12 protein-coding genes are annotated in these 12,255 nt (G+C 65.4%); 11 read left to right on the plus strand and 1 reads right to left on the minus strand.

Features of this window, described 5'->3' with window-relative positions; genetic code table 11:
• The first annotated feature begins 1 nt into the window (after position 1).
• From GE073_RS12220 to GE073_RS12250, 7 genes are all read left to right on the plus strand, one after another.
• Complete coding sequence (locus GE073_RS12220) at positions 2-850, plus strand: deoxyribonuclease IV (RefSeq protein ID WP_028597654.1); 849 nt, start codon at positions 2-4, stop codon at positions 848-850.
• Between the two features lie 40 nt (positions 851-890).
• Entirely contained in the window at positions 891-1,682 is a 792-nt protein-coding gene (locus GE073_RS12225; RefSeq protein WP_043110951.1) for an ABC transporter ATP-binding protein, read from the plus strand.
• Positions 1,679-2,695: an SAM-dependent methyltransferase gene (locus GE073_RS12230; protein ID WP_228551450.1), complete on the plus strand. Its 1,017-nt coding sequence runs from the start codon at positions 1,679-1,681 to the stop codon at positions 2,693-2,695. The genes GE073_RS12225 and GE073_RS12230 overlap by 4 nt, the downstream gene beginning before the upstream one ends.
• Before the next feature lie 117 nt (positions 2,696-2,812).
• Positions 2,813-4,438 carry a serine/threonine protein kinase gene (locus GE073_RS12235; protein ID WP_194843352.1) on the plus strand — a complete coding sequence of 542 codons (1,626 nt, stop codon included), beginning with the start codon at positions 2,813-2,815 and terminating at the stop codon, positions 4,436-4,438.
• A 106-nt stretch (positions 4,439-4,544) separates the two neighbouring features.
• Positions 4,545-6,101, plus strand: a complete 1,557-nt coding sequence (locus tag GE073_RS12240) for an ABC-F family ATP-binding cassette domain-containing protein (protein WP_028597657.1) — start codon at positions 4,545-4,547, stop codon at positions 6,099-6,101.
• A gap of 32 nt (positions 6,102-6,133) precedes the next feature.
• Positions 6,134-6,832 carry a response regulator transcription factor gene (locus GE073_RS12245; protein ID WP_028597658.1) on the plus strand — a complete coding sequence of 233 codons (699 nt, stop codon included), beginning with the start codon at positions 6,134-6,136 and terminating at the stop codon, positions 6,830-6,832.
• On the plus strand, positions 6,829-8,202 hold the full coding sequence (locus tag GE073_RS12250) for a HAMP domain-containing sensor histidine kinase (protein ID WP_028597659.1): 1,374 nt from the start codon (positions 6,829-6,831) through the stop codon (positions 8,200-8,202). Before GE073_RS12245 ends, GE073_RS12250 begins: the two co-directional genes overlap by 4 nt.
• Positions 8,203-8,408: 206 nt before the next feature.
• On the opposite strand, the gene GE073_RS12255 is transcribed toward GE073_RS12250, so the two are convergent.
• The gene (locus GE073_RS12255; RefSeq protein ID WP_028597660.1) at positions 8,409-8,891 is read right to left on the minus strand and encodes a C40 family peptidase; all 483 of its coding nucleotides are present in this window, start codon (positions 8,889-8,891) and stop codon (positions 8,409-8,411) included.
• 191 nt (positions 8,892-9,082) lie between these two features.
• Here GE073_RS12255 and GE073_RS12260 point away from each other — a divergent pair, with 191 nt between their 5' ends.
• Genes GE073_RS12260 through GE073_RS12275 form a run of 4 tightly spaced genes read left to right on the plus strand, consistent with a single transcriptional unit; the run spans position 9,083 to position 12,170 of the window.
• On the plus strand, positions 9,083-9,943 hold the full coding sequence (locus tag GE073_RS12260) for a carbon-nitrogen hydrolase family protein (RefSeq protein ID WP_153783532.1): 861 nt from the start codon (positions 9,083-9,085) through the stop codon (positions 9,941-9,943).
• Positions 9,944-9,967: 24 nt separating this feature from the next.
• Positions 9,968-10,633 carry a GNAT family N-acetyltransferase gene (locus GE073_RS12265; RefSeq protein WP_153783533.1) on the plus strand — a complete coding sequence of 222 codons (666 nt, stop codon included), beginning with the start codon at positions 9,968-9,970 and terminating at the stop codon, positions 10,631-10,633.
• Between the two features lie 32 nt (positions 10,634-10,665).
• Positions 10,666-11,334 (plus strand): GNAT family N-acetyltransferase, encoded by a 669-nt coding sequence (locus GE073_RS12270; RefSeq protein WP_153783534.1) that lies wholly within the window; start codon positions 10,666-10,668, stop codon positions 11,332-11,334.
• Between the two features lie 2 nt (positions 11,335-11,336).
• Positions 11,337-12,170, plus strand: a complete 834-nt coding sequence (locus GE073_RS12275; protein WP_153783535.1) for an MBL fold metallo-hydrolase — start codon at positions 11,337-11,339, stop codon at positions 12,168-12,170.
• Positions 12,171-12,255: the final 85 nt, after the last annotated feature.

The following is a 12,255-nucleotide window of genomic DNA, read 5'->3' on the forward strand; positions in this document are numbered from 1 at the left end:
GATGAGCCGCTTCGGCAGGCTTGGCTGCCATGTGAGCACGCGCGGCGGCTACCGTGCGGCGGCCGAACGGGCCGCGGCGATCGGCTGCGGCTCGTTCCAGTATTTCCCCAAAAATCCGCGCTCGCTCGGCGTCAAGGCGTTCGATCGCGGCGATGCAGGCCGCTGCCGCGAGTTTTGCGTCGAGCGGGGCATCGAGTCGATCGCCCATTCGCCGTATCCGTGTAATTTGGCTTCGGCGGATGCCGGCACCCGCGAGCGGACGGCGCTCTCGCTGCTGAACGATCTCGACATCGCCGAAAGCTGCGGATCCTCGGGCGTCGTCGTGCATTTCGGCGTCTACAAGGACGGCGACCCGCTGGAAGGGTACAAGCTGATGATCCGCACGCTCGACTTCATCACCGAGCGCTGGGACGGCCGCTGCCGGCTGCTGATCGAGAATCAGGCGGGCAACCACGGCTTCATGGGCATGACGATGGAGGAGCTGGCGCAGGTGCTGGCGCTGTGCCGCGAGCCGGACAAGCTCGGCATCTGCATCGACAGCTGCCATCTGTTCGCGAGCGGCGTCTGGGATGGCGGCGAGCAGCCGGCATGGTCGGTCTCCGCGGCCGGAGCCGCGGCGCGGGGGCAGGTGCGAGCGCTTCATCTCAACGGCTCGGTCTACCCGTCCGGCTCGCGCAAGGACCGGCATGCCCGGATCGGCGAGGGCGAGCTCGGACTGGCCGGGCTCGGCTGGCTGCTGCGCCATTTTCCCGGCGTGCCTGCCGTGCTGGAGACGAGCCAGGACGACGGCGGCGGCTACGAGGGCCAGCTGGAGCGGCTGCTCGGCGCGGAAGCGGAGGGCCGGCGATGAACCGCTGCGGCAAGAAGATCGACCTCGAGGAGGGATGCCCATGACGGCCGTCATGGAGCTGGACCGGCTGCATCTGCAGCGGGACCAGCGGACGATTTTGAACGAGGTCAGCCTGCGGATCGGCCGCGGCGAGCAGTGGGTGCTGCTCGGCCGCAACGGCTCGGGCAAGACGACGCTGCTCGAGATGATGACCGGCTATCTGTTCCCGACGAGCGGCACGCTCGACGTGCTCGGCTTCCGCTATGGGGAATGCGACGTGCGCGAGGTCCGCAAGCGGATCGGCTATATCAGCCAGTCGCTGCTCGAGAAGCTGGCGCTCGCCGATCCCGTCTGGGAAGTCGTGGCGACGGGCGAATACGCTTTCCTGCGCTTTTATCAGGAGATCGACCCCGCTGTCAAAAGCAAGGCGCTCGCCCAGCTCGAGCGGGCGGGGCTCGCCCATGCCGCCGAGCAGCCGCTCGGCACGCTGTCCCAGGGCGAGCGCAAGAAGGTGCTGCTCGCCCGCGCCCTCATGAGCTCGCCGGAGCTGCTCATTCTCGACGAGCCGTGCTCCGGTCTCGATCTGCATGAGCGGGAGAAGCTGCTGGCGTCGATCGCCCGGCTGACGGACGAGCGGATGACCGTGCTGTATGTGACTCACCATATGGAAGAGATCCTGCCGCTGTTCACCCATGTGGCGCTGCTGCACGAGGGCAGCCTGCTTCATGCAGGCCCCAAGGAGCAGGTGCTGCGGAGCGACGTGCTCTCGCAGGCGTATGAGGCGCCGATCGAGGTGGATTGGGATTACGGCAGGCCATGGATAAAAGTAAGAGCGGATGGTGTAGAGAATTGACCGTTTGGATAGGTACCGCCAACAAGCAATACGCCTCCTATGCGATGGAGGAGCTCCGCCGGCAGTTCGAGGGCATGTCGCTCTCGCAGCTGTCGCCGGGCGAGACGTTTCTGATGCAGCTGCCGCAAGGGCGCGATGAGGTGCTGGAGTCGATCCAGGCCCGCAAGCCGATCTTCCTGCGCCATCTGCAGCCGGTCGACGCGTCGCGCGCGATGTCGCTCGACGCCGACGACCTCGACTGGCTGAGCGACTGGCTGCGGCTCGCGCGCGGCCAGCTCGCCGGCCAGCGGGTCGGCGTCCATATCCGCAAGGCGGAGGGCAGCCCGTTCCCTTACTCCGCCGCCGACGCGCGAGCCGTGCTCGACGCCGTGCTGGCCGAGGCGGGAGCGGAGCCGGCGCACAAGCAGCCGGATGCGCTCGTCGCCGTCTACGCGTCGCGCGATACGCTGTATGCGGGCATCGGCACGCCGCAGGAGATGCTGAGCGACTGGCCGGGTGGAGCCGTCCGCTTCCAGCGCGAGGACGGCCAGATTTCGCGGGCCAAGTTCAAGCTGCTCGAGGCCGAGCGCGAGTTCGGGCTCGACTACTCGCGGTACTCGCGGGCGCTCGACATCGGCGCGGCGCCGGGCGGCTGGACGTCGCTGCTGCTCGAGCGCGGGCTCAAGGTGACGGCGGTCGACCCCGCCGAGCTCCATCCCTCGCTGCAGGCGTACCGGACGTTGACCGTGCTGCGCAAAAACGCCTCCGAGGTCAAGTTCGCCCCGGGCAGCTTCGATCTGCTCGTCTGCGACATGAGCTGGAGCCCGATGCAGATGTGCCGGCTCGTGCTCGATCTCGCGCCGGCGCTGCAGAGCGGAGGCACGGCGATCGTCACGATCAAGCTCATGCACCGCAAGCCGCTGCAGACGATCCGCGAGGTGATGCAGCGCTTCGGCGAGGCGTTCGAGATCGTCGGCGCGCGCCAGCTTTTCCACAATCGGGAGGAAATGACCCTCTGCATGACGAAACGATAAGATAATAAGAACGGCATCATTCAAACGGGAAAGCATCCCGCATGCCGGCAGACTCTCTATGGGGAGAAGTCTGCCTGCGGCGGGATGCTTTTTTTCATTCGGGAAAGGGGAATCGGCATGCTGCGGAAGAAAGACGGAAGACGGGCGGGGCTGGCGGCGGAGACGGAGGCGCTCGGCCAGCGGGAGGAAGACGGCTGGCTGCAGCCCGGCGACGTGCAGGGAGGCCGCTACCGCATCCTCAGCCTGCTCGGCAAAGGAGGCATGGGGGAAGTGTATGCGGCCGAGGACCTGCGCCTCGGGGGCGCGCTGCGGGCGCTCAAGCTGAAGCCGGCCGGAAGCTGGAGCGAGCGTCCGAGCGCCGACGAGGCGAGGCTGCAGATGAAGCTGGAGCATCCGCATCTGCCGCGTCTGTACGATTATTTCCCTGCGGAGGGAGGACAGCCGGAAATGCTCGTCATGGATTATATCGAAGGCTGCACGCTGGAGGAGGAGGCGCGGGCCAGGCCGGACGGCTATACGGCGCTAGAGGCGGCCGCCGCGGCGCTGCAGCTGTGCTCCGCGCTCGCCTACCTGCACGAGCAGCGTCCGCCGATCATCCATCGCGACCTCAAGCCGGCCAACGTGATGGCCGCGCGCTCCGGGAAGCTCATGCTGATCGACTTCGGCATCTCCCGCCGCTTCTCGCCCGAAGCGGCGTCCGACACGACGCAGCTCGGCACGCCCGGCTATGCGGCGCCGGAGCAGCTCGCCGGCGAGCAGAGCGATGCCCGCACCGACATGTACGGGCTCGGCTGCCTGCTCGTGCGCCTCATGCGCGGCGCGCTCCCTGGACGGCGCGGACACGAGGGGCGGGCGAGGGAGCTGCCGTACTGGCTGACGCGGCTGCTGGAGGAGGAGCGCGGCCGCCGCTACGCCAGCATGCGCGAGGCGGAGGCGGCGATCCGCAGCTGGCTGGAGGCGGAGGGAGAGGCGCCGGCGGCCGGCGGCCTGCCGTCGTTCGCCGCGCCGACAGACGCCTTCCCGGCGGGGCTGCCGCGCGTCGCGGCGCCGGGCAGGCTCTCCGTGCTGTCGCTGTCTCCGGGCAGCGGAGCGACGTTCGTCTGCCTCATGCTGGCGCGGCTCGCCGCCGAGCGCGGCTGGCCGGTGCAGGCGGCCGAGCTCGACGGCGTCCGTCCGCATTGGCGGACGCTGCTCGGAGCGCCGGAGCCGCTGCCCGCTGCGCTCGATCCGCGTTTCGGCCGCTGGCTGCAGGACGGCGTCGAATGGCTGCCGCGGCTGGCTGCCGCTCCAGGGCTGGAGCGGGACGAGGCGGCGGCGAGGCTCGACCTCATGCTGAGAAGCCGCGCCGGGGCGCTGCAGCTGCTCGACTGGTCTTCCGGGTGGACCGGGGACGAAGCGCTGCGAACCGTCGCCGCCTCGGCGGCCGTCATCGTCGTCGCCGATCCCGATCCGTCCCGCTGGAGCCGCGAGCGCCTGCAGCGGCTGGAGGAGCTGACCGCCCGGCTCGGACCGGACCGCATGCGCTGGGTCGCCAACAAGGACGTCCGCTTCGCGGGAAGGCGCGAGTGGCTCGACCTGCTGCCGGCCCGGCCGGACGCCCAGATGCCGTTCCTGGAGCCGGAATCGTGGTACGAGCTGCTCTGGCAGGGCTTCCCGCTGCCGCGGCGCGGAGCGGCGGCAGCGGCGGTGCGCGGAGCGTTGTCGCCGCTTCTGGAGCGTCTCGCCGCGAAGCTGCACTTTTAGCTCGGGAGGGGGAGCCAAGAAGGGGCGGTTTATGGTACAATCACCTATTAGGGGCCGCTGATCCGGTTTCCTTCGCATTTCAAAGGAATGGAGAAATCAACCACTCATGAGCTTACTCACCGTAGAAAATTTATCGCATACATTCGGAGACCGCATCCTGTTCAAGGAGGTCTCCTTCCGCCTGCTCGCAGGCGAGCGGGTCGGCCTGGTCGGCGCCAACGGCGCGGGCAAGTCGACGCTGATGAACATCCTGACCGGCAAGCAGCTCAAAGACGAGGGCCGCGTGGAGTGGACGCCGAAAATCCGCTACGGCTACCTCGATCAGCATACGAAGCTCGAAGCCGGCAAGACGATCCGCGACGTGCTGCGCGACGCCTTCGCGCCGCTGCTCGTGCTGGAGCAGGAGCTGTCCGAGGTGACGGCCGCCATGGGCGAGCCGGACGCCGACCTGGACGCGCTGCTGGAGCGCATGGGCGAGATCCAGGAGGAGCTGGAGATCGGCGACTACTACATGCTCGACGTCAAGGTCGAGGAGATGGCCAACGGCCTCGGACTGAACGCGATCGGCCTCGACCGCGACGTCACGGCGCTGAGCGGCGGCCAGCGCACCAAGGTGCTGCTCGCCAAGCTGCTGCTCGAGAAGCCGACGGTCCTACTGCTCGACGAGCCGACGAACTATTTGGACGAGGAGCATATCACCTGGCTGGCGGGCTATCTGCGCAACTATCCCAACGCCTTCCTCCTGATTTCTCACGATACGGGCTTCATGAACTCGGTCGTCAGCGTCATCTATCATCTGGAGTTCGCGCGGCTGACCCGCTATACGGGCAACTACGAGAAGTTCCTCGAGATGGCCGAGCTGAATAAAGCCCAGCATCTGGGCGCATACGAAAAGCAGCAGGACTTCATCAAGAAGCAGGAGGACTTCATCCAGCGCAACAAAGCCCGCGCGTCCACCTCGGGCCGGGCCAAGAGCCGGGAGAAGCAGCTCGACCGGATCGAGCGCATCGACAAGCCGGAGGAGGCCGCCAAGCCGACGTTCAAGTTCAACGAAGGGCGCACGAGCGGCAAGACGATCTTCGAGGCCAAGGGGCTGCGCATCGGCTACACGAAGCAGCTGCTGCCGGAGATGGACATGCTGATCGAGCGCGGCGACAAGATCGCTATCGTCGGCTGCAACGGCGTCGGCAAGTCGACGCTGCTCAAGACGATTCTCGGCCGCATCGAGCCGCTCGGCGGCGAGGTGTATCGGGGCGACTACCTGCTGCCGGCCTACTTCGAGCAGGAGGCCAAAGCTCCGACGATGACGCCGCTCGACGACGTCTGGAACGAGTTCTCGGGCATGAACCAGCATGAGGTGCGCGCGGCGCTCGCCCGCTGCGGCCTCAAGAACGAGCATATTACCCGCGCCCTCAACCAGCTGAGCGGCGGCGAGCAGGCCAAGGTCCGGCTGTGCAAGCTGATGCTGCGCGAGAGCAACTGGATTCTGTTCGACGAGCCGACGAACCATCTTGACGTCGTCGCCAAGGCCGAGCTGAAGCGCGCCCTCGAAGGGTATCGCGGCACGGTCGTGCTCGTCTCGCATGAACCGGATTTCTACGAGAGCTGGGTGACCAAGACGTGGGACGTCGAATCGTGGTCGCTCAAGCAGGCTCAAAGCTAGCTATCCAACCGGAAAGCAGGTGACATCCAAGAATGAATGAACGCGTCCTGGTAATCGAAGACGAAGAGAGCATCGCCCGCATCCTCCAGCTCGAGCTGGAGCATGAAGGCTATGAGGTCGGACATGCCGCGGACGGCCGCAGCGGCTTCATGCAGGCGACCTCCGGCGAGTGGGACCTCGTCCTGCTCGACGTCATGCTGCCAGAGCTCAACGGCATCGAGGTGCTGCGCAGGCTGCGGCAGGCCGGCAATCCCATTCCCGTCATTCTCATCACGGCCCGCGATACGGTTCCCGACAAGGTAAGCGGCTTTGAGCACGGAGCGAACGACTACGTGACCAAGCCCTTCGCCATGGAGGAGCTGCTCGCGCGCGTGCGCAACCTGCTCCGCATTTTCCAGCAGAATCCCAAGGAATCCGAAGGCTCCGACCTGCTCAAGATCGGCGATCTGACGGTCGAGCTCCGCACCCGCAAGGTGTTCCGCAAGGAGCTCGCGATCGATCTGACGCCGCGGGAGTTCGAGCTGCTCGTCTACCTCGCCCAGCATAAAAACGAGGAGAAATCCCGCGAGGAGATCCTCTCCGAGGTGTGGGGCTACGACTTCATGGGCGAGACGAATCTCGTCGACGTCTATATCCGCTACTTGCGCCAGAAGCTCGACAAGGGCTTCCGCCACAAGCTGATCCATACGGTGCGCGGCGTCGGCTACATGATGAAGGAGCCGGAGGCATGACCCTCCGCAAGCGATTCACGCTTTTCACCATCTTTTGGCTCATCTTCATCCTGATCCTGTTCAACATCTTCGTCTATCTGTTCATGACCAAGATCACGACCCGCAGCGAGCAGCAGGTCATGACGAACAAGGTCAACCTGATCCTCGAGAACAACAAGATCATGGACAAGGACCATCTGTCCGACGAAGGCCTGCTGCGGGAGTTCTACAACGTTAACGAGCTGATCCGCATCATCACGCCCGACGGCAAGACGGTCAACCTGCAGGGCTCCGACACCGACCTGCTCGCGCTGCCGGTCAAGTTCGAGCCGTACCATGTGCAGGGGGAGATGTTCGTCGGCAGCACGCGCGTCCTGTACATGAAGGTGCCGCTGTACGAGGATTCGGAGATCATCGGCATGCTTGAGATCGAGCGCAAGCTGAACCTGCAGGACAGCTACATGAAGGTGCTCGTCGCCGCGCTGTCGGTGACGAGCATCGGGGCGATCCTGTTCGCGATCTTCGGCACATTCTGGTTCACCTCGCGCCTGACGGCGCCGATCCAGCACATGGTGCAGACGATGCGCGAGATCGACCGCAGCGGCAAGCTGCGCAAGATCGAGATCGGCGACAAGGAGGAGTCGGCGGAGCTGCTGCAGCTTATCCGCGCCTTCAACCAGATGATCGAGCGGCTCGACCGCACGTTCGCCCGTCAAAAGCAGTTCGTCGCCGACGCCTCGCATGAGCTCAAGACGCCGCTGACCGTCATCAGCAGCTACGCCGGCATGCTCAAGCGCTGGGGCCGCGACGACGTGAAGATCCGCGACGAGGCGATCGAGGCGATCGCCAAGGAGTCGGAGCGGCTGCAGAACCTGACGAAGTCGATGCTCATGCTCGCCGAGGCGGAGCAGGAGGACTGGCTCAGCCTGCAGACGTTCGACGTCGTGCAGATGGTGGACGAGCTGGCTTCGATGCTGCAGCTGACGTTCCAGCGCCAGATCCGCGTCCATACGTCCGCCGGAGGGCTGCGGATGTCCGGGGACAAGGACAAGATCCGCCAGCTGCTCGTCATCCTGCTCGACAACGCGATCAAGTACAGCAAGGAGCCGATCGACGTCACGGTCAGCTCGGTCAAGCAGTCGGTGCGCATTCATGTGACCGACAAGGGCATCGGCATCGAGGAGAACGAGATTCCGCATCTGTTCGAGCGCTTCTACCGCGTCGACGGCGCGCGCCGCCGCACGACCGGCGGCGTCGGACTCGGCCTGTCGATCGCCAAGCGCATCGTCGACCTGCATGAAGGCCAGATCGACGTGTTCAGCAAGCCCGGCAAGGGCACGACGATTACGCTGCAATTTCCGCAGACGCTCAAAAACACGTCCGGCCGCTGAGCGGCCAGACGTGTTTTTTGCGCCGGCGCCTGAACGCCTGGTGTCAAAAACGCCTGGTACCCAGAAACGCCTGATGCCCAAAACGCCCAAACGCCTGGCGCCTGAGCGCCTAATGCCCAAAGCGCCTGTCGGCGCACGCAAGCCTCCGGGCGCCAGCTTGCAAAGCTGGGCGCCCGGAGGCTTCGATGCGAAGTCTTCGATGCGAATTACAGCACGCGTTTGGCGGTCACATAATGCTTGTTCCAGTACGAGGTGCCGAGACTGGAGACGGTGACGCCCGTCTTGCCGTATGTATGCAGGATCTTGTTCGAGCCGGCGTAGATGGCCACATGGCCGATGCCTTTGCCGTTGCTGTTCGTGAAGAATACGAGATCGCCTTTGCTCAGGTAGCCGCGGGCGACCTTATCGCCCTTTTGCGCTTGCTGCGACGACGTGCGGGGGAGCGTGATCCCGTTTTTCTCGAAGACGTATTGAGTGAACGAGGAGCAGTCGAACGCGTAGGTGACGCCGCTCGGGGCTCCGAGCCGGTAAGGAACGCCAAGGTACTGCTTGCCGTAATCGAGAAGCTTCTCCGACTCGGGCGTAGCGGCCGAAGCCGTTTGAAGCGATCCGATATGGATGCCAGCCACGCCGATAGCAGCACAGAGGCTGAGGCGGGCGATCGTTTTTTTCCAGTTGCTCTTGCGCATATCTTGTGGTGTCCCTCCATCATGGTGTACGGTGTACTAGGGTGTTTTTCGACTGAGGCTACTATACCATACGGGGAGCAGCCTAATTTCTGCCAGTAAGAGCAGGATGCCTGTTCTGGCGCGATTCCCCCGTCAATATGAGAACTTCGTGAGAATCTTCTCATGAAGGCGTTTCAAGGAGGCGATTTGCGGTGAAAGTGAGAGTTTCGGCGGTTCAATACCGCTTGGAGGATATCGGCAGCTTCGAGGAGTTCGCCGCCCAGGCGACGCATTACGTGCGCAATGCTTCGGAATATGGCGTGCAGATGCTGCTGTTTCCGGAGTTTCTGACGACCCAGCTGCTGTCGATCGGAGACGAGCAGGGAAGGCCGCTCGGCATCGGCCGCCTGCCGGAGTTCACCGAGCGCTACGAGCAGCTGTTCCAGGGACTGGCGGCCGAGTACGGCATGCACATCGTCGGCGGCACGCATGTCGTCCGCTCGGACGACGGCAAGCTGCGCAACACCGCTTATCTGTTCTACCCGGACGGCGGCATCCGCACGCAGGCCAAGCTCCATCTGACGCCGACCGAGGTCGAGGAATGGAACATGGCTCCGGGCGACGGGCTGGAGGTGTTCGAGACGCCTTTCGGCACGATCGCGATGCTGACCTGCTACGACATCGAGTTTCCGGAAATCGTGCGCATGGCGCGGGCCAAGGGCGCCGACGTCATCTACTGCCCGTCCTGCACCGACGACCGCCACGGCTTCTACCGCGTCCGCTACTGCGCGCATGCGCGGGCGGTGGAGAACCAGGTGTACATCGTCACGACCGGCACGACCGGCTCGCTGCGCCGCGTCGACTTCATGCGCGCCAACTACGGACAGGCCGCCGTCCTTACGCCCAACGACATTCCGTTCCCGCCGCGGGGCATCCTGTGCGAGGACGACGACAATCAGGACATGCTGATCGTCGCCGATCTCGACCTGCAGCTGCTGGAGGACGTGCGCCGGGCCGGCTCGGTGACGACGTGGCGCGACCGCCGCACCGATCTTTATCCGGACTGGTTCTGACCTGAAAGGAGCGGCTGACGCGACATGAACAAGACGCTTTACGTCCTTCACGAGGGCAAGCCGGTCGAGACGGCCATCCGCCGCTATCGGCTCGAGGATGCCGAAGGGCTGATCGAGGCGCAGCGGCTGAGCTTCCCGCCGCCTTATCCGCAGGAGCTGCTCTGGACGCGCCCGCAGCTCGCCGAGCATGTCCGCCGTTTCCCGGAAGGGGCGCTGTGCGCCGAGGTCGGCGGCGTCATCGTCGGCTCGATGACCGGGATGAGGCTTCATGCCGCGAGCGGCGAGCATCGCAGCTGGGCGGAGGCGACCGGGGACGGCAGCCTCTCGACCCATGAGCCGGACGGCGAGACGCTGTATGTCGTCGACATCTGCGTCGTGCCGGAGTACCGCAAGAGCGGCATCGGCCGATGGCTCATGCAGACGATGTGCGAGACGGTCGTCCATATCGGCCTGGAGCGGCTGCTCGGCGGCGGCCGCCTGCCGGGCTATCACCGCCATGCGGCGGAGATGAGCGCCGAAGCCTATGTCGACGCCGTCCTGCGCGGAGAGCTGCAGGATCCGGTGATGAGCTTCCTGCTGCGCTGCGGGCGGACGCCGGCCGGCGTCGCCGCGAATTATTTGGACGACGAGGAATCATGCGGCTATGCCGCGATGATGGAATGGCGCAATCCGTTCTATTCCCGCAGATGAAGACGAACTTGACGAACAAGGAGAGCGATGACATGGACTACTACCGCATCACGTCGATCGAGGACGAGAACTTCCCCAAGCTGCACCGCCTGCTGCAGGACGTGTTCCCGCCGGAGGAGGTGCTCGCCTACGAGCTGTGGAGGGAGCCGCTTCAGGATCCGGGCATCCACGTCTGCGTCGCCCTGCATGACGGGGAGGCCGTAGGCGCGACCGAATACCGCTATTATCCTCAGCTGCGCGTCGCGATGACCGATTTCACGATCATCGGCCGTCCCGGCCTCGGCGTCGGACGGTTCCTGCTGCGCAGCCGCGAAAAGGAGCTCGCCCGCCTGGCGGCTGAATCCGGCACGGAGCCGATCGGCATGTTCGCGGAGATCTACGATCCGTACCGCACGGAGCATGGCTTTGGCGGAGCCGATCCGATGAATCCGATCGTGCGCCGCGAGGTGCTGTCCCATATCGGCTACAAGCGGCTGGAGCTCGACTACGTGCATCCTTCCTGGGATCTGCAGGGAGGGGCGGTGAGCGGCCTCGACCTCGGCTTCCTGCCGAAGGACGAGGAGCTGGACGGCATCTCCGGCGCGCTGGCGGCGCAGTTCCTCGAGACCTACTATTCGGCGATCGAGGCCAAGCCGGCGGAGTGGTACGACATGGTGGCGGGGCTGAAGCGGCAAGAGCGCGTCGCCCTGCTCCCGCTGTAGCGATGGGCGCGACCGAAGCCGGGGCTCCGGGCCCGCTCGAGCTCCGTTTTCTCGGCACGAGCGACTCGATGGGCGTGCCGCGCGTTTATTGCAGCTGCACGGTCTGCAAGGAGGCCCGCGAGACGGGCTTCAACCGCCGGCTGCGCTCGTCGCTGCTGCTGGACGGACTCGATGCGGACGGAGGAGCGACGCTGATCGACTGCGGTCCCGATTGGGGACGGCAGATGGAGGCCGCCGGACTTCGCTCGGTGCGCCGCATTCTGATCACGCACGCGCATTTCGATCACATCGGCGGGCTCGTCGAGTGGGCGGACGCCTGCCGCTACGAGGGCCGAAAAGGCACGGCCTACGCACCGGCAGAGGTCATCCCGACGATCCTCGACCGCTTTCCGTGGCTGGAGCGCTGGATCGACTTCATGCCTTGCGACGAGCCGCTGCGCCTCGGCAGCTGGACGATCCGCTGCTGGCGCGTCCATCACGGCTACAACGGCTATTCCTACGCCTATCGCTTCGACCAGGAGGAGACGGCAACAAGCTGGGCGTACTGCTCCGATGCGATCGGCCTCGACGACGGCATGAAGGCTCCGCTTCGCGGCTGCCGGCTCGTCGTCCTCGGCACGAATTTCTACGAGGAGCCTCATCCGTACGAGACGCGCTCCGTCTACGACGTGAAGGAGGCGATCGAGCTGCAGCGGGAGCTGCGTCCCGACGAGCTGCTGCTGACCCATCTCTCGCATGACATCGACCTGATGCGCGACTACGGCTTGCCGGCAGGAATGGCGTTCGCCGAGACCGGGTTGACGAGACGGCTCGGAGGATCGGCGAAGCCGGAGTAGGCGGCGCCCCATTCGCCCGCGGCCGTTCCGCGCTGGAGTTGAATAGGCAAAGAGCCCATCCGCAGCCGGCGGATGGGCTCTTTGC

This window comes from Paenibacillus sp. B01 (assembly GCF_009649995.1).
Classification (GTDB): domain Bacteria; phylum Bacillota; class Bacilli; order Paenibacillales; family Paenibacillaceae; genus Paenibacillus_O; species Paenibacillus_O pasadenensis.

Bases quoted from the DNA above. Each gene is read 5' to 3' on its own strand.
- GE073_RS12250 (WP_028597659.1), top strand. From the start codon at position 6,829: ATGACCCTCCGCAAGCGATTCACGCTTTTCACCATCTTTTGGCTCATC.
- GE073_RS12255 (WP_028597660.1), bottom strand. From the start codon at position 8,891: ATGCGCAAGAGCAACTGGAAAAAAACGATCGCCCGCCTCAGCCTCTGT.
- GE073_RS12240 (WP_028597657.1), top strand. From the start codon at position 4,545: ATGAGCTTACTCACCGTAGAAAATTTATCGCATACATTCGGAGACCGC.
- GE073_RS12225 (WP_043110951.1), top strand. From the start codon at position 891: ATGACGGCCGTCATGGAGCTGGACCGGCTGCATCTGCAGCGGGACCAG.
- GE073_RS12275 (WP_153783535.1), top strand. From the start codon at position 11,337: ATGGGCGCGACCGAAGCCGGGGCTCCGGGCCCGCTCGAGCTCCGTTTT.
- GE073_RS12235 (WP_194843352.1), top strand. From the start codon at position 2,813: ATGCTGCGGAAGAAAGACGGAAGACGGGCGGGGCTGGCGGCGGAGACG.
- GE073_RS12220 (WP_028597654.1), top strand. From the start codon at position 2: ATGAGCCGCTTCGGCAGGCTTGGCTGCCATGTGAGCACGCGCGGCGGC.
- GE073_RS12270 (WP_153783534.1), top strand. From the start codon at position 10,666: ATGGACTACTACCGCATCACGTCGATCGAGGACGAGAACTTCCCCAAG.
- GE073_RS12265 (WP_153783533.1), top strand. From the start codon at position 9,968: ATGAACAAGACGCTTTACGTCCTTCACGAGGGCAAGCCGGTCGAGACG.
- GE073_RS12245 (WP_028597658.1), top strand. From the start codon at position 6,134: ATGAATGAACGCGTCCTGGTAATCGAAGACGAAGAGAGCATCGCCCGC.